This window comes from Methylophilus aquaticus (assembly GCF_030769565.1).
In the GTDB taxonomy this organism is placed as follows: Bacteria; Pseudomonadota; Gammaproteobacteria; order Burkholderiales; family Methylophilaceae; genus Methylophilus; species Methylophilus aquaticus.
In genome coordinates, this window is record NZ_JAVCAP010000002.1 from 109,678 (window position 1) to 128,354 (window position 18,677).

Genomic DNA, 18,677 nt, shown 5'->3' on the forward strand with positions numbered 1-18,677 from the left:
GTGCTTCAGATTTTACATGCATGTAGTGAATTAGTTTTTGTCTTGATCGTTAAACTTCTATCAAATAACCGGAAAAACAGGGTTAATAGTGATCTGTTTAATCTCGATCAATGTGCCAGGAAACTAGTTTTTGGATTGATCTTTAGTTATCGATCAATTTTCTAAAAATTAATTTTTAGATTGATCTACTAATTTGTTTTTCGCAATCCAAGGCATCATGGCGCGCAGTTTGTTACCCACTTGTTCGATTGGGTGCGCAGCGTTCAAACGACGGCGTGCAGTCATTTCAGGATAGTTAGTACGGCCTTCCAGGATGAACTGTTTAGCGTAGTTACCGTTTTGGATGTTGGCCAGGCATTCACGCATCGCATCTTTAGACTGGCTGTTGATCACGCGTGGGCCAGTCACGTACTCACCATATTCCGCATTGTTGGAAATGGAGTAGTTCATGTTGGCGATACCGCCTTCGTACATCAGGTCAACAATCAGTTTCAACTCGTGCAAGCACTCGAAGTAGGCCATTTCTGGGGCATAACCTGCTTCAACCAATGTTTCGAAACCGGCTTTAACCAGTTCAACCGCGCCACCACACAGCACCGCTTGTTCGCCGAACAAGTCAGTTTCTGTTTCTTCACGGAAGTCAGTTTCAATCACGCCACCCTTGGTGCCGCCGTTGGCTGCTGCGTAAGACAATGCAATCTCTTTCGCTTTGCCAGAAGTGTTCTGGTAAACGGCGATCAATGAAGGCACGCCGCCACCTTTGAGGTATTCGGAACGCACGGTGTGGCCAGGACCTTTAGGCGCGATCATGATCACATCCAGGTCAGCGCGTGGCACGATCTGGTTGTAGTGAATGTTGAAGCCGTGGGCAAATGCCAGCGCAGCGCCTTTTTTCAGGTTGGGTGCGATTTCGGCATGGAAAATTTCTGCCATGGTTTCATCTGGCAACAACACCATCACCACGTCAGCATCTTTCACTGCTGCTGCGATTTCCAGCGTCGTGTGACCAGCGCCTTCAGCTTTCGCCCATGAGCCGCCGCCTTTACGCAAACCGATAGTGACGTTGACGCCGCTGTCACGCAAGTTGGCTGCGTGTGCATGGCCCTGGGAGCCGTAGCCCACGATAGTCACTTTTTTGCCTTTAATGATGCTTAAGTCGGCGTCTTTGTCGTAATAAACGTTCATGTCTGCTTTTGCCTTTCAATACAAATGCGTAGGTATATATAAAATAATGTCGATTAAACTTTGAGGATGCGGTCGCCACGACCAATGCCGGACGCGCCGGTACGCACGGTTTCCAGAATCGCGCTGCGATCTATGGCTTCGATAAATGCATCCAGTTTGCTGCAAGAGCCGGTAAGCTCTATGGTGTAGCTATTGTCGGCCACATCGATAATACGGCCGCGAAAAATGTCGCACATGCGCTTCATTTCGTCTTTATAAACGCCGGTCGCTTTGACCTTGACCAGCATCAATTCGCGCTCAATGTGCTTGCCATCGTTGAGGTCCAGCACTTTGACCACGTCAATCAACTTGTTGAGTTGCTTGATAATCTGTTCAATCACATCGTCAGAACCCGATGTCACAATGGTCATGCGTGACAGAGTTGGGTCTTCGGTGACTGCCACCGTCAGTGATTCAATATTGTAACCACGCGCCGAAAACAGGCCGGCAACACGTGACAGTGCGCCTGCTTCGTTCTCCATCAGCAAGGAAATAATATGGCGCATTATTGGTCCCCTTTCAGACGGCTTTGTGTCATTGGGCTCAATACCATTTCGGATAGGCCCTTGCCGTTTTCAACCATGGGGAATACGTTTTCGCTTTGATCGGTGACAAAATCCATAAATACAAATTTATCTTTTTTATCGAATGCTTCTTTCAGCGCGCCTTCAACGTCGGCCGGATTGGTAATGCGCATACCCACGTGCCCATAGGATTCTGCCAGTTTGACAAAGTCAGGCAGGCTGTCCATGTAGGATTCTGAATAACGGTTCTCGTAGAAGAACTCCTGCCACTGGCGTACCATGCCCAGGTAGCGGTTATTGAGCAGAATAACCTTGATCGGCAGGCCATACTGCGCACAGGTTGAAAGCTCCTGGATGTTCATCTGGATGCTGCCTTCACCGGTCACGCAGGCCACTTGCGCATGTTTGTCAGCAAACTGGCAACCCATAGCATAAGGCAGGCCAACCCCCATAGTGCCGAGGCCGCCCGAGTTGATCCAGCGTCGAGGCTTGTCGAATTTGTAGTATTGCGCCGCCCACATCTGGTGCTGACCCACATCCGAGGTGATATAGGCATCGCCCTTGGTTACTTCCCACAGCTTCTGGATCACGTATTGTGGCTTGATCACGCTATCGGAGGTGGCGTAATCCATGGATTCTACGCCACGCCATTCGTTGATCTGTTTCCACCAGTCGGCGATTTCAGTGTGCTGGTTTTCTTCCTGCGCCAGAATTTCATTCATGTCCGTCAGCACGGAATGCACGTCACCGACAATCGGCACGTCGACCTTCACGCGTTTGGAAATGCTGGAAGGATCCACATCGATATGAATGATCGTGCGTTTCTGGCTGGTGAAGTGCTTTGGGTTACCAATCACACGGTCATCAAAGCGTGCACCTACCGCAAGCAACACATCACAGTGCTGCATGGCCATATTGGCTTCGTAAGTGCCGTGCATACCTAGCATGCCGACAAACTGTTTGTCGGTTGCAGGGTAGCCGCCCAACCCCATCAGTGTGTTGGTGACCGGAAAGTTGAGTGCTTTGGCCAATTTCACCAGTTCTGCTGCACCGTTGCCCAATACCAAGCCCCCGCCGGTATAAATCATCGGACGTTTTGCGCTCAGCAATAGTTTGACCGCTTTTTTGATCTGGCCGTTATGCCCTTTCAAAATCGGATTGTATGAGCGCATTTCTACCGTTTTTGGGTAAATGAAATCCGCGACATGTGCGGTGATGTCTTTAGGAATATCTACAACCACTGGGCCTGGTCGGCCGGTTTTGGCAATAAAAAATGCTTTTTTGATGGTCGGTGCAATGTCTTTAACATGCTTCACCAGGAAGTTATGTTTTACACATGGGCGGGTGACGCCCACCATATCCACTTCCTGAAAAGCATCCATGCCAATCGCCGGAACAGGCACCTGGCCGCTGATCACGACCAGCGGCACTGAATCCATATAAGCGGTGGCAATGCCGGTAATGGCGTTCGTCGCCCCTGGGCCGCTGGTCACTAATGCCACGCCTACGTCGCCTGTGGCGCGTGAGTAAGCATCGGCTGCATGCACTGCGGCCTGTTCATGACGCACCAGAATGTGCTTGAAGCCATTCTGTTTGTACAGAGCATCATAAATATGCAAGACCGCGCCGCCGGGATAGCCAAAAACAAATTTGACTTTTTCCTCGTTCAGACAATTAACAACAATGTCCGCTCCCGTCATCGATTTGGCGGGAGTGTCGGTCGCGGGGTGGGTTGAAGAATCCATAAAACCTTGATTTATTGGCTAATTAATGTTGAACCCTAAACATTAACTTGGTTTGGGTATTTGGTCAAGATTCAAGCGAAAGTTAACTTTATGCAGTCTGATTAAAAACGCGCACAAATGTTTTGACAATACAAATGAGAAGTATTATCATTTACAAAAAATGCGAGGAATGACTGATGCAATGCAATCACGAAGCTGAACAGACAGGCGTGTTTGATCCTGATTTACCTAACGCGAGTGCAGTGCTGGTGTCGCTGAGTTGTGTTGCCACCCGCTATGCCTGTAATCCTTCTGAGGATCTTGCTTTGCTTGGGTGGAGTCTGGCGCAAACGCTGACTGCACCAGAGTATGCCGAGAGCGGGTTGGTGGTGTCGGCGGCAAGACAGTTGATGCAGGAATGGCGCAACTTGCTGGATGCGCATCGCGAGTTTGCCATGCAGCAGGTCGTTACAGAGTTTATTCCGCAATCAGCCACTATGCAGTGAGTGATTGGGAGGTGAGCGGCAGGTTTGCGAAATGCCGGGCAGTCATGGCTACCCGGGGATGATTAATATTGAATGAGTTAAGGGTATGTAAATGGCAAGAACAACGGGACCAAGATTAAAGATTATGCGTGCATTGGGCGTGGAATTGCCTGGGTTGTCGCGCAAATCCATAGAAAATCGTCCTAATCCACCTGGTCAGCATGGCCAGCAGGCTTCGCGCCGTCGTCGCTCCGATTTTGCGGTGAAGTTGGTTGAAAAGCAGAAAATCCGCTTTAACTATGGCGTCAGCGAAAAGCAAATGCGCCGCCTGATGCTGGAAGCGCGTAAAGGCACTGAGCCTACTGGTGAAAAGTTGATGTCTCTGCTGGAGCGCAGGCTGGATAATGTGGTGTTCAGAGCTGGGTTTGCACCCACGGGTGTGGCTGCGCGCCAATTGGTCACCCATGGCCATGTGCTGCTGAATGGCAGGGCTGCCAACATTCCATCCATCCGGTTACGTGTAGGCGATGAGGTGGTGGTGAAGGAAAATAGCCGCAAGATTCCTATGGTGGTGGAGTCGCTGAAGGCCCCTGCACTCGATCGGCCAGAGTGGCTGTCAGTGGATACAACGGCTGCATCGGTGAAGCTTGGGCATTTACCATCCATCGCGGATGTGCCTTTTCCGATAGATGTGCAGCAGGTGGTCGAATATTACGCAAATCGCGTGTAACAACGCTTTTGTGTTGCAGAATTTGAGCAATGTCCCTAATCCCCCGACACATGTCCATTGCTCAAATACGGTGTTGCTTGCGACGCCGCAATCACCCCTGGTAAGGGTGTTCCTTGAAATCTGTGCCGCATTGTTCGCGCATGTAAGTCGGCTTTTTTTATTAATGACAGGGGTAAGGATGACGGAACATGTAAGGCCACTGGCGCGGACTGTCGAGCTCGCGAATGCCGGATATGTGAGTGACAGGCGACATGGCTTGCCGGAAATTAATGCGGACCAGCTATTTGGCGCATCCAATACCGTGGCAATCATGCATGCGGGTGAGGTGTATCTGCTCACGCGTACCAAGTTAAACAAGCTGTTACTGACCAAGCAGGGCGGGTTGTCGGCCACCATGCGGTCAGCATACAAGGAGTAATGGCATGACGGATGAAGCACATCAGCGTATATTACTGGCAAAAAATACAGCAGGTACGGTTGAATTTTGTGATAGTTGTGAAGTAGTTGAGTTGAATGTAGGCGCTACCAGCTTGCGTTTTTATATGGAAGATCTGGCTGTGCTGTCTACGCTGTTACGGGATGCGGATGCCCGGTTGCAGTATTATCAACTGGCGCAGGCCGGCATCGAGCAGATGCGTCCTACGTCAGCAAAGGAGTTGAATTAATGACACAGCGCAAAACGTGGGGGCAGTTGTCGTTGTCGCCCTCTCAAGATGTGCCTTCTGAGCTGCCTGAACTTAGCTTGCGTCGTCGCCAGCTGGGCGAGTTGGCGGGCGTATTTCGCTGGTCTGTACTGGCGGTAGAGGATATCTGGAGCGCGCACCGTCGCCAGCAATCATGGCCTTGTTTTGGCATGTTGGCGGTGGTGGCTGCGCACATCGCATTGATCTGGTGGGCGTTATATGAGATTGAGCCACCACTCTCCAAAGTGGAGCCGCCGCCGATGACGGTCTCATTGATCACCTTGCCCGCCGAGAAGACTGCACCCGAGCCGGAAATTGTACCTATTATCAAACAAAAGCCGGTTGAAAAACCTGTGATCAAGCCAAAAGAAACGCCTGTACAAAAAGTGGTTGAGCGGCCTGCTCCGGTAGTCGAGCGTATTGTGGAGCCTGCTGCCGATACGCCGCGTTTTGAGGCCAGTGCACAAGCAGCACCGCCACCACTGGCTGCGCCTGAGGCGGCGGCACCAGCCAAAGTGGCGGCTACACCGGTGGCTCCTCCCAAGCATGAGGTTGAGGAGAAAGAGGAGCCGCCAAAGTTTGGGGTGGCTTATCTCAACAATCCGGCACCGGAATATCCGCGGCTGGCGAAGCGCGCAGGTGAGCAAGGGCGTGTGTTGTTAAAAGTACTGGTAAACGCGGATGGCCTGCCAGGTTCGGTAGAAGTTTCAAAAGGCAGTGGTTTTGAGCGGCTGGATAATGCAGCTTTGGAAGCGGTCAAGCAATGGCGTTTTGAACCTGCCCGCAAGGGTGGCAAGGCCATTAGTGCTTATGTCATTGTGCCGCTGTCTTTTACATTGAATTAACTAAATTTTATCTGGAAAGGGTGTTGTTATGGAGTCTATGAACGGGCTGGCATTTATCAGTCAGGGGGGCGCGGTTTCAATTATTGTTGCGCTGATTTTAGCCACCATGTCAGTGTCAAGCTGGTATTTTATTGTGGTCAAGACGTGGCAGGCATTCAAGCATCGCAGTGCGGTGAGTGGCTATATTCGCCAGTTCTGGCAAAAATCAACCTTGCAGGAGGCCTTGCAAGATGTGCAGTTGCATTCTCCCGCATTTCGTTTGGCATTGACGGCCACCGAGTCTGCACAGCATCACCAGCAATATGCCAGCCAGTCACTGGCAGCCGTATGTAGTCAGGATGAGTTTATTGTGCGCCAGCTTCGCCGCACTTTGTCGCAAGAGCAGGCCACCATGGAAAGTGGACTATCTGTGTTGGCCTCGGTCGGTAGTGTGGCGCCTTTTGTTGGTTTGTTTGGGACGGTCTGGGGCATTTACCACGCGTTGACTGCGATTGGTCAATCCGGTGTGGCGACCATCGATAAAGTGGCTGGCCCGGTAGGTGAGGCGCTGATCATGACCGCGATTGGTTTGGCAGTGGCGATTCCGGCGGTATTGGCTTATAACGCCTTTATCAAGGCTAACCGCGGCGTGATGGCAGAGCTTGAGGGCTTTGCGCAAGACCTGCACACGTTGCTGACGACGGGGGCGCCACTGATGATAAAGCCAGGTAGCAAGCCTGCCAATGTGACGGCGATTCATACGAAAGTGGCCAATAAAGGCGGTAATGTATGATTGGCAATAACCCTTTCAGCAGCGGAGAGCATACGCAGCCGATGAGTGAGATCAACACCACACCGTTGGTGGACGTCATGCTGGTGCTGCTGGTGATTTTTATTATCACGGCCCCTTTGCTCACACATGCGGTCAAAATTGATTTGCCGCAGGCCACTTCACAACCTCTGGAAGAAAAGCCGGAAGTGATTGATCTGGCCGTGGATACTGACGGCAAGCTGTATTGGAATGACGCCGAGATCGATAAAGTCGATCTGGCCGCACGTTTGAGAGAAGCCAGTGCCAAACAGCAGCAGCCTGAGTTGCAGATTCGTGCGGATAAAAACACGCGTTATCAGGTATTGGCCGAAGTGCTGGCGCAGGCACAAACGGTAGGCATGAAGAAGGTTGGCTTTGTCAGCCAGCCGCAGCCGTAACTGTGCCATAACTATCACTGTATAAGTCACAAGGGTAAGCGACATGACGCCACAGCGACTTCGAACCTGGGTATGGATTCACAAATGGTCCAGTCTGGTGTGCACAGCATTTATGCTGTTGTTATGCCTGACTGGCCTGCCTTTGATATTCAGCCATGAAATTCACCACTTGCTGGGTGGCGAAATTGAAACGCCCAATATTGCACATCAGGGCCCCAATGCCTCGATGGATGACTTGCTCGGCGCTGCGCAGAGTTTGTATCCCAAACTGGTGCCGCAGTATATGTTTCGCGATGAGGATGAGCCGCTGCAGTGGACTGTCCGTTTAGGCGCCACGCCTACAGACCAGACACAGTTGCAAAATGTAGTGCTGGACGCACGTACGGCACAGGTATTGGGGCAGCCACCCGCCAACGAAGGCTTTTTATACGTGATGTTCAAGTTGCATGTCGACTTGTTTGCGGGCCTGCCGGGCATGCTATTTCTGGGGCTGATGGGCTTGCTGCTGGTACTGGCCATTATCTCCGGCATCGTGCTTTATGCGCCTTTCATGCGCAAGCTAGCCTTTGGTGAAATCCGCCATACACGCGGTGAAAAACTCAAACGATTGGATATTCATAATTTTATCGGGATCGTAACCTTGAGCTGGGCGCTGGTGGTGGGGTTAACCGGGGTGATTAATACCTGGTCAGAACTGCTGGTGAAATACTGGCAATTTGACCAGATGACGCAAATGGTCGCGCCTTACAAGCACTTGCCGCCGCCCACGCAATTCGCTTCTCTACAGCAATCATTGCAAGTGGCAGAGCGCACAGAGCCCGCCATGCAATTAGGCTTTATTGCATTCCCAGGTACGCCTTACACCAGTGAACACCATTACGGTATTTTCATGCGGGGTGATACACCACTCACCAAGCGGCTGTTCAAGCCTGTACTGGTGGATGCACAAACTGCGCAGCTGACTGATAGTCGTGACTTGCCTTGGTATCTGGTGGCTTTGCTGGTTTCGCAGCCTTTGCATTTTGGTGATTATGGTGGCATGGCATTGAAATGGATTTGGGCAGTATTGGATGTGTTGACGATTGTAGTCTTGTGGACTGGCTTGAAGTTATGGTGGAAAAAACGCCACCAATATGTCCCTGATGTCAGCACACGTATTGCATTGAGCGAGGCTTATTAACCGCATACATTGGCGAATGTGAAAAAATAATGGTGACGCATTTATTTATGGCAAACAAAAGCTTAAAACATATTTTTCTATGGCCGACAATCATTGCCATATTGACCAGCGCTGGTTTGGTCACTGCATTGCTATTTGATGATTCACGCGAGTGGCTATCGAATGCAGCAGTGGCTACACCGGTATTATTCGCGCTGTATTACTACTGGCTAAAACCCCAGCCATAAGCTTAATTGCCCTGATTGCTTGCCTGTGCATCCTGTACAGGCAAGGTACTTAACCAGCCAGCCAACGAGTGTTGTACTCCTTTAGCCAGCCAATCTTTCTAGATGGATGAAACGGAGCACACATGAACAAATACACACACTTGCATTGGCATACTCTTTCTATTCTGGCATCCGCCTTTTTTGGACTCCATCAATACGCACTGGCCGCAGACTCCTGCGAAGTGACGGTAGAAGCGACCGATTCCATGACCTTCACGACCAAGGAAATTGCAGTCCCCAAAAGTTGTAAGGCATTTTCAATTCACCTCAAACATACCGGCACGATGAGCAAAAATATCATGGGCCATAACTTGGTGGTCAGCAAGCAGACGGATCAGCAGCCAGTTCTGCAAGACGGCATGAAGGCAGGTGCCAGCCAATCGTTTGTTAAGCCGCAGGATGTCCGTGTGCTTGCCTTTACCGCGCTCATTGGTGGTGGAGAGCAGGCCAGCACGACATTTAGTCCGGCAAAACTTGAGGTCACAGCGAACTATGTCTTTTTCTGTTCTTTTCCTGGGCATGCTTCAGTAATGAAGGGTGCGATCAAATTAATTTAATCCGTTCCACAAGTTGAGAGTGCGGCGACGGCGTGTTCCACGTTCTCAGCAATGCATCTTTCAACAGAGCGTAAGGCTCATGCTTAATTAGCGCCTTATCCAAAAGTCACCTTGGAGCATTAAATTAAATGAATCTGTCAGATTTTATGGTTCGTCCCCAGCACGCTGCCTGGTTGACATGGGCTGTGAGCATGGCGCCGATGACTGTGTTGGCCTCTGCTGCCAATCAGGAGGATGCGGCAACCCGGGACAGGCAAGCCATTTTGTCCATGCAAGGCGAGTACGAAGTAGAGTTTAAATTTATTGAAACGGTAACCCTCAAGCCAAACTACCACCGCAAAGGTGAAAAGTTTTCCGGAGCGTTTGAGAAAGTCTATGTCGTTGAGGATACACCGACAAAAATTGTGCTTCAGCATTTGCTTATTTCTGATAATGGCGATGTGATCAAGCACTGGCGGCAGGATTGGTTATATGAGGCTACCACACGACTAGAGTTTACTGAAGACCAGGTCTGGCGAGTGAGAAAGATCGCCGACGACAAAATAACAGGCTACTGGACGCAGTGTGTCTATGAAGTGACTGATGCGCCACGCTACTGCGGAACGGGCAAATGGAACCACCATTACGGTCATCCTACCTGGACATCGGACCGTACCTGGCGCCCGTTACCCCGTCGCGAATATACCACCCGCAACGACTACAATGCGCTCAATGTCGAAAATCGTCACACCATCACTCCATCTGGCTGGACACATGAACAAGACAACACCAAAGTCGCGCGCAAAGGCGAAGCCACAGAAGCATTGCTTGTACGTGAGATTGGATTTAATGATTATCAAAAGGTTAAGGTCATCAATTTCAAAGCAGCAGATGAGTACTGGCAAAAAACATCCAGTTACTGGGCGGGCATCCGTCAACGCTGGGAATCGATTTTGCAGCAAAATAAGTGCTTGAAACTCAAGTTTGATCTAAATGATACGCAGCTGATGAATGTCGTGTTTGAGCAAGCGGAACAGCGCATTCAAGGTCGTCAGGCAGAGCAAGCCGCATTGGACTTGGCATTCTCGACTTGGGTGGCGGCCTGTCCAGCGCAGTGAAATGCCTAGCGACTGATTGGATCAATAGTTTGTCGGTATAAAAATAGCTTGCATTAGTTAATGATAATTATTATCATTTAAGACTTTCGCAAGCCAACGAGTCTCACTCCAGTAGCCAGCTGTTTGTTTACTGGAGTAGATATGTCCATTTTTCGAAAGAAAACGCTTTCCCTTGCCTTAATGCTGGCGATGCCTGCAACCCCACTATTGGCGGAAGATGGCCGTGTAGAAGAGCAAGCAACATTGTCAGAAGTGTCTGTGAAGGCACAAAAAGACCGCAAAAAAGATCGGTTTATCACGCAGGACCGAACCACCAGTGTCGGTAAAAGTCCGGTCAGCGTGCAAGATTCCCCGCAGTCTATCACCGTCGTTGATGTTGAGCAGGCGCGTGAAATGGGCGCACTGAACATTCAGGATGCTTTAACTTATGCCGCAGGTGCATATTCCGGCCGTTATGGTTTTGATACCAGAGGTGACTGGGTTTCAGTGCGTGGTTTTACACCCTCTATTTTTCTAGATGGTATTCGTACTTTGTATGGCTCTTACAACAACACGCGCATGGATATCTATACGCTTGAGAGCATAGAGGTTCTTAAGGGGCCATCATCCTCTTTGTTTGGTCAATCTGATTTGGGCGGGATCGTGAACGCAGTGACCAAGCGCCCGAAAAAAGAAGCTGCTCGCGAAGTTAACATGCAATATGGCATGTACGACCGAAAACAGTTGGCTGTTGACTTCACTGGGCCGGTGACTGAGGATGGCGAATGGCTATATCGTTTTGTTGCATTAAAGCGTGACAGTGGTACACAAGTTGACCATGTCAATGATGATGCTGTCTTGTTTATGCCATCGATTACTTGGCAACCCAGCGACAAAACCAGCATTACGCTGCAATACCTCCATCATGAGGTCGATACTGTTGTTTCTTCTCAGTTTTTGCCTTCCAAGGGGACAATACAATCCGCTCCGCTCGGCAGAATATCAAGCAGCACTTTCGTTGGTGAGCCTGGGTGGGATCGTTATGACATGAAAAGAGATGAGCTTTCGTTGTTTGTAGATCAGGCGTTGACCAGCCAAATTAAACTGATTGCCAATATCAGAAAAACCAACTCAAGTAGTGAAACTCGCGAGCATTGGGCAAGCGTCGGTGCAATTCCTGATAATGCGGGAAACATCACTAGAACAATACATACTGCAGACCGTAGCACGCATGTGTTTGCGACAGATACGCGCCTGCAGGGTGATTTTAAGCTGGGTGAAACGAAACATTTGGTTTCGCTTGGCATGGATTATCAAGATGCGCTATGGACAGAAAGCAATTACGCGTCTACCACCTCTGCTTTTGGTATCAACTTATATAACCCAGTCTATGGCAATGTTGATTACTCAAAGCTGGTTGGCGCTGAGCGCGATAACAACAAAATCGTGCAGACTGGTTTTTACCTGTCAGACCACATTGAATGGGGACCTTGGGTAGCTTCAGGGGCCATTCGACGCGATCATGCAACTAATACCTTGTTGCGATTCAATCAAGCGCTGGCTGATGTGGATTCGAGAAATTCGGCAACCACGGGACGCTTGGGTCTGATGTACCGTTTTGACAACGGTATTTCACCATACATTAATTACTCCGAAGCGTTTGTTCCAAATCTGGGAACGGATGGTGCAGGAGGCGTACTCAAGGCTACTGAAGGTGAGCAACGAGAGGCAGGCATCAAATATTTGTCGCATAGTGGCGATACTTCAGTGAATTTTGCCTGGTTTGACATCGAGCAAATCAATCGCGTTGTGCAGGGGAGCACGCCTGGTGGAGTCGCGCAAACGGGGGCTATTACGCAAGGGTGGGAAGTAGATGCGCGCCAACGTTTTGGCAAGCTTGATTTGCTCGCAAACTATACGCATATGAGCGCTATTAACGACGTCACAAAATTCCGTTTAAGTTCAATAGCTGAAAAAATTGGTTCAGCATGGGCACAATATCGATTTAACGATCATTGGCGCGCAGGCGTTGGTACGCGATATATTGGGGATGTGGTTGGTGGAACAGCGAATCTGCTCGAAGTGCCCTCGGTGACGCTATTTGATGCCATGGTTGGATTTACTTATGGCCCTTGGGACATTCGTGCAACTGTGAGAAATATCGCAGACAAAGAGTATGTTTCTTGGTGTCGAGGATTGAATCAAGATTGCGGTTATGGTGAACGAAAAAACGCAGTGCTTTCTGCGAATTACAAGTTCTAATAGAACATTTAATCCAGGACTCACCATGAAATGCACCCCTCAAAAACTGTCATTTGCCGTGCTTTATGCTATTTGTCTAAACCAAGCGGTTGCAGCAGAAAGCAAAACAAATGATGCTCAGGTTGATACCTTGGATGAAGTAAAGGTCAACGCCTCCGCGGATGCCAATGCCAAAGGACTGATGAAACCCTATGCCGGTGGTCAGGTTGCCAAAGGCGGCCGCGTGGGGGTGATGGGAAACCAGGATGCAATGGATACGCCGTTTTCCATCAACGCCTATACCAACGCGCTCATACAGAATCAGCAGGCGCGCAGTGTGGGCGATGTGTTGCTGAATGATCCTTCTGTACGTGTTGCCCGCGGTTTCGGTAACTTTCAGGAATCATACTTTATACGTGGTTATATTTTGAACTCGGACAGTGTGGCCTACAACGGCTTGTATGGATTGTTGCCACGTCAATATATCTCTGCTGAATTGTTTGAGCGGGTAGAGGTGCTGCGTGGCGCTTCTGCTTTCTTGAATGGCGCTAGCCCTAATGGTGACGGAATTGGAGGCTCTATTTCTTTATTGCCCAAACGTGCCCCTAATGACCCTTTAAATCTGGTGACAACAGGGTGGAGCTCTGGCAACCAGCAGTTTGTTTCAGCTGATATTGCACGACGTTTTGGACCTGATGACAGTGCCGGTTTGCGGCTGAATGTTTCCAAGCGTAAAGGGGGAACTGCTGTTGACCGAGAGCATGTTGAGCTTGATTTGATCTCGCTGGGGTTTGACTGGCGAGGCGAAAATATACGTGTATCCGCGGATGCTGGCTATCAGGACAATAAGCTGAATGAAACCAGAACCAACGTCACTTTAAGTGCCAGCAGTCCAGCAATTACTGGCGTGCCAAGCGCACCTGCCAGTGATAAGAACTGGGCTCAACCATGGTCATATTCGAATGAGCGCGATGTGTTTGGTACTTTGCGCGCAGAGTGGGATGTAAGCGCCCAGTTAACAGCCTATGCCGCAGCAGGCGCTCGCCATACCAAAGAGGCGAATTCCCTGGCAAATCTCACGTTAAGCAATTCAAGTACGGGTGCCGGGACGATGTCGAGATTCGATAATATTCGTGATGAATCAGTCATTACTGGAGAAGCTGGCTTGAAGGGGACGTTTAATACGGCCTCCATTGAGCACGACTGGGTGCTTTCTACCAGTGCGTATTCAGCAGTGCGCAAGATTGACTTTGCATTTCAGCATAGTTTAAACACTAATCTTTATACACCAGTTTATTATGCGCAACCCGCTTTCACTGGTGCTAATGCGGCTCCATTTGATCTCTACGTCAACTATGAGGCAAATCTGCAAAGCGTGGCGCTGGGTGATACCTTGTCATTGTTTGATAAGCGTTTATTGCTGACATTAGGCGCACGTCAGCAGAATTTGAAGTATATAAATAAAAACGCGACAGGTGCCACGACCAGTCAATACGACGAAAGCAAGTTAAGCCCAGCATTAGGTATGGTAGTTAAGCCATGGCAAGGGATCTCGCTTTATGCAAACTATATCGAGGCGTTGTCACAGGGTGATACCGCACCTGCAACTGCAAATGGGAGTCCGGTTGTGAATGCCGGTCAGGTGCTGGCACCATTTGTTTCCAAGCAAAAAGAGGTGGGTGCCAAATTTGATTTTGGTAAAGTGCGACTGACAACTGCTTATTTCACCACTGAGAAGCCCAGAGGAGTGACCAACACATCCAATATTTTTAAACAAGAAGGCAGCGAAGATCATCAAGGCGTAGAGCTGATGACTTATGGAGAGGTTATGGCTGGCCTGCGATTGCTGGGCGGTGTGACATGGCTGGATACCAAACAAAAGAACACCAATAATGCTGCTACTGAAGGCAAGCGCACGATAGGCGTCCCTGATAAACAAGCTAATTTGGGCGTTGAGTGGGATGTGCGAGGGGCATCAGGATTGACCTTGGATGCACGCGTGATTGTAACAGACAGTGTTTATGCCAATGCTGCCAATACACTTGAAGTACCCGGTTGGACAAGGCTGGATATTGGCGCACGCTATGTCACCGATATCAAAGGTAAATTAGTCACTGTACGAGGCCGTGTAGATAATGTGACTGACCGTGACTACTGGGCCTCCAGTGGCGGGTTCCCTAATAATGGCTATCTGGTATTGGGTGCGCCACGCATGGTCACCGTCAGTGCGCAACTCGATTTTTAATGTTTGAATCTATTTATGCGTCCATTCTTTCTTAAAGTGCACCGCTGGTTAGGCCTGGCCAGCGCGCTGTTTTTGCTGCTGACCGGGCTGACCGGGGCGCTCATTTCGTGGGACCACGAGCTCGATGAATGGCTCAATCCGGCGTGGATGCATAGCAGCGCAACGGGCGCACACTTGCCTTCACTTGCACTGGCACAACAGGTGGCCCATCGCTATCCGCAAGCACAGGTGACCTCGATTCCGCTTGCCGTGGAAGCCGGGCATACCCTGTCAATTGGCGTGAAGTCGCAGGTTGATCCTAGCAGCGGCCAGCTGTATGACCTCGGGTTTAACCAGGTGTTTATGGACCCGGTCACCGGGCAGGAACTGGGTAAGCGGGAGTGGGGTGCAGTGTGGCCGTTGGACCGTACCAACTTTGTCTCGTTCTTGTATAAACTGCATTACAGCCTGCATTTGCCCGAAATGTGGGGGATTGACCGCTGGGGTATCTGGCTGATGGGAATCGTCGCGATCATTTGGCTGATAGACAGCTTTGTCGGGGTTTACCTCACCTTGCCAAAGTCGGCAAAAGTGGCCAGACGCAAGCCGGGTGTATCCGCAACGATGTCCCATACGTCATTTGGCAAACGCTGGTTGCCTGCGTGGAAGATCCGCTGGAACAGTAGCGAGCATAAGCGCTACTTTGATCTGCATCGTGCGTTTGGTTTGTGGACATGGCTGCTGCTGATTATTCTGGCTTTTTCTGCGTTCGCACTCAATTTACGGCGTGAAGTGTTTATGCCGTTGATGCAATCAGCTTTTACATTGACGCCCACCCCCTTTGATTTACGCAAGCCACTGCCAAAATTGGAACAAGTGCCGCCTAACGTTGGTTTTGAACAGGTGCTGGCGCTGGCAATCCGTGACGCAAGGGCAAATGGCTGGCACGAGCCTGCCGGGCGCATTTCCTATAGTCTGCCTTATCAGCTGTTTAGCGTAGATTTTTACTCCCCTGACGCTGATCACGGCGTGGCCGGCGCAGGGCACAAGCGCTTGTACTACGATGCGATCGACGCCCGGCCATTGGGGCAGCGCATTCCATGGCAAGGGACGGCAGGAGACCTCATTTTGCAAGCGCAGTTCCCCTTACACTCAGGACGCATATTAGGCTTGCCGGGCAGAATTCTGATTTCTGTCATGGGTGTCGTGGTGGCCATGCTTTCTGTCACTGGCGTGTATTTATGGTGGAAAAAACGCAAGGCGAGAAAAGTATCCGTCATGATTGCGCAAGGCAGCACACAGCTGCATGCATACCGGCCCGATCGGGTGGATGTTTTTTGAGTCATTCACAAGCATAGTCATGCGATTGCATGGCTGTGATCTGAAATTCATATAGCAAGCCAACGAGTCATCACTCCTGTAGCCAGCCGTTACGTTACAAAGGGAGTTTTATGATGCACTTGCAATATAAGCAGTTTCGTTATCGCGTCCTGGTCGCCGCCACAATGCTGGCTTTACCGTATGTCGTGTTCGCTGAAACGACAGAATCCAGCAAAGAGCTTGAATCACTGCCGGAAGTAAGGGTGGTTTCAACCGCTGCGAAAGACCAGCCTTCTGAGAAAACAAAGTCATATACGGTTAAATCTACTGCAACGGCGACACGTTTGAACACCAGCCTCCGCGAAACGCCGCAATCTATTTCGGTGATTACCCGTGAGCAGCTGGACGACTTTCGCGTATTCAGTGTGAATGATGCGCTGTCTTATGCAACAGGTATTAAGGTCGAACAGTTTGAAACAGACCGCACCGAATATATGGCGCGCGGCCTTAATATTACTAATTTTCAGATAGATGGCCTCAGTACGCCAATCAGCTTTAGCGGTACGAACTATGGTGATCTGGATGTGGCATTGTATGACCGTATTGAAGTACTGCGCGGTGCCAATGGTTTATTAACGGGCACCGGTAACCCCTCTGCCACCATCAATTTTATTCGCAAACGTCCGACCAAAGATTTTCAGGCAAAAGCAAATTTCTCTTTGGGTTCTTGGGATAATCGCCGTCTCGATGCCGATGTATCAGGCAGTCTTAATGATGAGGGGAATGTGCGTGGGCGGTTGGTAGTCGCCAATCAACATAGAAACTCATACCTTGACCGCTACAGCACAGAAAGAAACGTTGTTTACGGCGTGGTTGAAGCTGACTTAACTGACAGCACCAATCTGGCTATTGGACACACTTATCAGCAAAACGACGCGAGTGGCAATAACTTTGGTAGCTTGCCTTTACTTTACTCTGACGGCAGTAAACGTCACTACAAAGTGTCTGATTCAACTGCGCCAGACTGGAGTTACAGGAATGTAGGGACCAATATTAGCTTTATCGAACTTACACATGAGTTTAATAACGACTGGAAGCTTAAGGGGCAGTTGACCCATAAAGAAGTCAGCTCTAAAGGACGTCATCATTATATTGATGGCACTGAAAACCGTTCCACGGGGTTGATTACATACACAAGCTATCCTTACATTTACGACTTTGCAACCAAAGACCATGTCGCGGATGTGTACGCCAACGGACCTTTTGAGTTCGCAGGGCGCAAGCACGAGCTGGTTGTGGGTGCAACGATGAGTAAGACCTATATGAAAGAGTATTCACGAACAGGCAGCACGCTTGGCAACACTTTCGTAAGTAGCTTTGATGATATAGGCGATTTTCCGCTGCCAACGTTCGGTGCCGAGAGTAAATCCTCAGACTACAGGGCTACAACCACCAATGTATATACCGCAGCTAAACTCAACCCTGCGGATGACTTAAAAGTGACGGTGGGCGGCAGCTTGCTGAGATACAAGTTGGACGGCGTGAGCTATGGTGTCGACCAAAGCGCAAAAGAAGACAATAAGTTCACACCGTATATCGGTGCCGTGTATGACTTGAATGACCTTCACTCCTTGTATGTGAGTTATGCGGGTATTTACAGACCACAAGTGGAGCGCGGTGCCAACTTAAAAACACTCGCCCCGCTAAAAGGCAAGAATTACGAGACAGGCGTTAAAAGCGAATGGTTTGATAAAAAGTTAAATACCTCTTTTGCACTCTTTAAAACCGAGCAGGAAAATCAGGCGCAGCAGATTGAAACGGCCAATACTTCGGGCGGAACGGTCAATATTTATCAAGGTATTCAAGCGACAACCAAAGGCTATGAAGTTGATATGTCTGGTGAAGTGAATGATCACTTAAGCATGAGTGCTGGTTATACCCGCTTAATGAGTGTCAAAGATGACCAGGACCAGAATGTGAATCCATTTTTACCTAGACACATGGTGCATGTGAGCACGGTCTACAAAATGCCATTTGTTCAGGACTTAAAAGTGGGGGCAAGCCTCAACTGGCAGAGTGATGTGCATGTAGATATTGGCAGTGTGCGGTATGAACAGGAAAGTTACGCTGTTTTAAATTTGATGGCTAATTATAAAATTGATCATCACTGGGATGCCGCTATTAACCTGTATAACGTGACAAACGAAAAATACTTGTCAAGCTTAAGGTATGCTTTCGCCGGTCAAGCCTATTACGCGGCGCCTGCAAGTGCGTTGGCCACCCTCACATGGAAGTATTAGCCATGAGGTTGATCTCGATTGCGGTGCGTTGAATCATGAAGTTTCATTTTTAAAAATTAAACGCCCTGCCAGCCAGCAGGGCGTTTTTTATTGAGAGACTTTTGTACGAA

Annotated in this window: 18 protein-coding genes; 15 read left to right on the forward strand and 3 right to left on the reverse strand. The window is 49.6% G+C overall.

Features of this window, described 5'->3' with window-relative positions; genetic code table 11:
- Nucleotides 1-168 precede the first annotated feature (168 nt).
- From ilvC to ilvB, 3 genes are read right to left on the reverse strand one after another with little or no spacing between them, the layout of a single operon-like run.
- Complete coding sequence (ilvC, locus tag Q9291_RS02340; protein ID WP_306388382.1) at nucleotides 169-1,185, reverse strand: ketol-acid reductoisomerase; 1,017 nt, start codon at nucleotides 1,183-1,185, stop codon at nucleotides 169-171.
- A gap of 53 nt (nucleotides 1,186-1,238) precedes the next feature.
- The gene (gene ilvN, locus Q9291_RS02345; protein WP_306388383.1) at nucleotides 1,239-1,730 is read right to left on the reverse strand and encodes an acetolactate synthase small subunit; all 492 of its coding nucleotides are present in this window, start codon (nucleotides 1,728-1,730) and stop codon (nucleotides 1,239-1,241) included.
- Nucleotides 1,730-3,493, reverse strand: a complete 1,764-nt coding sequence (ilvB, locus tag Q9291_RS02350) for a biosynthetic-type acetolactate synthase large subunit (protein ID WP_306388384.1) — start codon at nucleotides 3,491-3,493, stop codon at nucleotides 1,730-1,732. Before ilvB ends, ilvN begins: the two co-directional genes overlap by 1 nt.
- A gap of 176 nt (nucleotides 3,494-3,669) precedes the next feature.
- Between ilvB and Q9291_RS02355 the strand changes: the two genes are divergently transcribed.
- The 15 genes from Q9291_RS02355 to Q9291_RS02425 all read left to right on the forward strand — a co-directional run bounded on the left by Q9291_RS02355 (nucleotide 3,670) and on the right by Q9291_RS02425 (nucleotide 18,567).
- On the forward strand, nucleotides 3,670-3,978 hold the full coding sequence (locus tag Q9291_RS02355; RefSeq protein ID WP_306388385.1) for a hypothetical protein: 309 nt from the start codon (nucleotides 3,670-3,672) through the stop codon (nucleotides 3,976-3,978).
- A gap of 91 nt (nucleotides 3,979-4,069) precedes the next feature.
- A complete protein-coding gene (gene rpsD / locus Q9291_RS02360) occupies nucleotides 4,070-4,687 on the forward strand; it encodes a 30S ribosomal protein S4 (protein WP_306388386.1) in 618 nt (205 codons plus the stop codon).
- Between the two features lie 178 nt (nucleotides 4,688-4,865).
- Complete coding sequence (gene hemP / locus Q9291_RS02365; protein ID WP_306388387.1) at nucleotides 4,866-5,105, forward strand: hemin uptake protein HemP; 240 nt, start codon at nucleotides 4,866-4,868, stop codon at nucleotides 5,103-5,105.
- A 4-nt stretch (nucleotides 5,106-5,109) separates the two neighbouring features.
- Nucleotides 5,110-5,352, forward strand: a complete 243-nt coding sequence (locus tag Q9291_RS02370; RefSeq protein WP_306388388.1) for a hypothetical protein — start codon at nucleotides 5,110-5,112, stop codon at nucleotides 5,350-5,352.
- Nucleotides 5,352-6,215: an energy transducer TonB gene (locus tag Q9291_RS02375; protein ID WP_306388389.1), complete on the forward strand. Its 864-nt coding sequence runs from the start codon at nucleotides 5,352-5,354 to the stop codon at nucleotides 6,213-6,215. The genes Q9291_RS02370 and Q9291_RS02375 overlap by 1 nt, the downstream gene beginning before the upstream one ends.
- Before the next feature lie 28 nt (nucleotides 6,216-6,243).
- Nucleotides 6,244-6,987 (forward strand): MotA/TolQ/ExbB proton channel family protein, encoded by a 744-nt coding sequence (locus Q9291_RS02380; RefSeq protein WP_306388390.1) that lies wholly within the window; start codon nucleotides 6,244-6,246, stop codon nucleotides 6,985-6,987.
- Nucleotides 6,984-7,403, forward strand: a complete 420-nt coding sequence (locus Q9291_RS02385; RefSeq protein WP_306388391.1) for an ExbD/TolR family protein — start codon at nucleotides 6,984-6,986, stop codon at nucleotides 7,401-7,403. Before Q9291_RS02380 ends, Q9291_RS02385 begins: the two co-directional genes overlap by 4 nt.
- A 43-nt stretch (nucleotides 7,404-7,446) precedes the next feature.
- The gene (locus tag Q9291_RS02390) at nucleotides 7,447-8,583 is read left to right on the forward strand and encodes a PepSY-associated TM helix domain-containing protein (protein WP_306388392.1); all 1,137 of its coding nucleotides are present in this window, start codon (nucleotides 7,447-7,449) and stop codon (nucleotides 8,581-8,583) included.
- A gap of 47 nt (nucleotides 8,584-8,630) precedes the next feature.
- Nucleotides 8,631-8,810, forward strand: a complete 180-nt coding sequence (locus Q9291_RS02395) for a hypothetical protein (RefSeq protein WP_306388393.1) — start codon at nucleotides 8,631-8,633, stop codon at nucleotides 8,808-8,810.
- Between the two features lie 122 nt (nucleotides 8,811-8,932).
- On the forward strand, nucleotides 8,933-9,406 hold the full coding sequence (gene azu, locus Q9291_RS02400) for an azurin (protein WP_306388394.1): 474 nt from the start codon (nucleotides 8,933-8,935) through the stop codon (nucleotides 9,404-9,406).
- A gap of 191 nt (nucleotides 9,407-9,597) precedes the next feature.
- The gene (locus Q9291_RS02405) at nucleotides 9,598-10,503 is read left to right on the forward strand and encodes a DUF6607 family protein (protein ID WP_306388395.1); all 906 of its coding nucleotides are present in this window, start codon (nucleotides 9,598-9,600) and stop codon (nucleotides 10,501-10,503) included.
- A gap of 141 nt (nucleotides 10,504-10,644) precedes the next feature.
- Complete coding sequence (locus Q9291_RS02410; RefSeq protein WP_306388396.1) at nucleotides 10,645-12,744, forward strand: TonB-dependent siderophore receptor; 2,100 nt, start codon at nucleotides 10,645-10,647, stop codon at nucleotides 12,742-12,744.
- A gap of 25 nt (nucleotides 12,745-12,769) precedes the next feature.
- Entirely contained in the window at nucleotides 12,770-14,968 is a 2,199-nt protein-coding gene (locus Q9291_RS02415; RefSeq protein WP_306388397.1) for a TonB-dependent receptor, read from the forward strand.
- Nucleotides 14,969-14,983: 15 nt separating this feature from the next.
- Entirely contained in the window at nucleotides 14,984-16,288 is a 1,305-nt protein-coding gene (locus tag Q9291_RS02420; RefSeq protein ID WP_306388398.1) for a PepSY-associated TM helix domain-containing protein, read from the forward strand.
- 110 nt (nucleotides 16,289-16,398) lie between these two features.
- Nucleotides 16,399-18,567 carry a TonB-dependent siderophore receptor gene (locus Q9291_RS02425; protein ID WP_306388399.1) on the forward strand — a complete coding sequence of 723 codons (2,169 nt, stop codon included), beginning with the start codon at nucleotides 16,399-16,401 and terminating at the stop codon, nucleotides 18,565-18,567.
- Nucleotides 18,568-18,677: the final 110 nt, after the last annotated feature.

Bases quoted from the DNA above. Each gene is read 5' to 3' on its own strand.
- rpsD (WP_306388386.1), top strand. From the start codon at position 4,070: ATGGCAAGAACAACGGGACCAAGATTAAAGATTATGCGTGCATTGGGC.
- Q9291_RS02380 (WP_306388390.1), top strand. From the start codon at position 6,244: ATGGAGTCTATGAACGGGCTGGCATTTATCAGTCAGGGGGGCGCGGTT.
- ilvC (WP_306388382.1), bottom strand. From the start codon at position 1,185: ATGAACGTTTATTACGACAAAGACGCCGACTTAAGCATCATTAAAGGC.
- Q9291_RS02370 (WP_306388388.1), top strand. From the start codon at position 5,110: ATGACGGATGAAGCACATCAGCGTATATTACTGGCAAAAAATACAGCA.
- Q9291_RS02420 (WP_306388398.1), top strand. From the start codon at position 14,984: ATGCGTCCATTCTTTCTTAAAGTGCACCGCTGGTTAGGCCTGGCCAGC.
- Q9291_RS02410 (WP_306388396.1), top strand. From the start codon at position 10,645: ATGTCCATTTTTCGAAAGAAAACGCTTTCCCTTGCCTTAATGCTGGCG.
- Q9291_RS02375 (WP_306388389.1), top strand. From the start codon at position 5,352: ATGACACAGCGCAAAACGTGGGGGCAGTTGTCGTTGTCGCCCTCTCAA.
- azu (WP_306388394.1), top strand. From the start codon at position 8,933: ATGAACAAATACACACACTTGCATTGGCATACTCTTTCTATTCTGGCA.
- Q9291_RS02395 (WP_306388393.1), top strand. From the start codon at position 8,631: ATGGCAAACAAAAGCTTAAAACATATTTTTCTATGGCCGACAATCATT.
- Q9291_RS02355 (WP_306388385.1), top strand. From the start codon at position 3,670: ATGCAATGCAATCACGAAGCTGAACAGACAGGCGTGTTTGATCCTGAT.
- ilvN (WP_306388383.1), bottom strand. From the start codon at position 1,730: ATGCGCCATATTATTTCCTTGCTGATGGAGAACGAAGCAGGCGCACTG.
- Q9291_RS02390 (WP_306388392.1), top strand. From the start codon at position 7,447: ATGACGCCACAGCGACTTCGAACCTGGGTATGGATTCACAAATGGTCC.
- Q9291_RS02425 (WP_306388399.1), top strand. From the start codon at position 16,399: ATGATGCACTTGCAATATAAGCAGTTTCGTTATCGCGTCCTGGTCGCC.
- hemP (WP_306388387.1), top strand. From the start codon at position 4,866: ATGACGGAACATGTAAGGCCACTGGCGCGGACTGTCGAGCTCGCGAAT.
- Q9291_RS02415 (WP_306388397.1), top strand. From the start codon at position 12,770: ATGAAATGCACCCCTCAAAAACTGTCATTTGCCGTGCTTTATGCTATT.
- Q9291_RS02385 (WP_306388391.1), top strand. From the start codon at position 6,984: ATGATTGGCAATAACCCTTTCAGCAGCGGAGAGCATACGCAGCCGATG.
- Q9291_RS02405 (WP_306388395.1), top strand. From the start codon at position 9,598: ATGGCGCCGATGACTGTGTTGGCCTCTGCTGCCAATCAGGAGGATGCG.
- ilvB (WP_306388384.1), bottom strand. From the start codon at position 3,493: ATGGATTCTTCAACCCACCCCGCGACCGACACTCCCGCCAAATCGATG.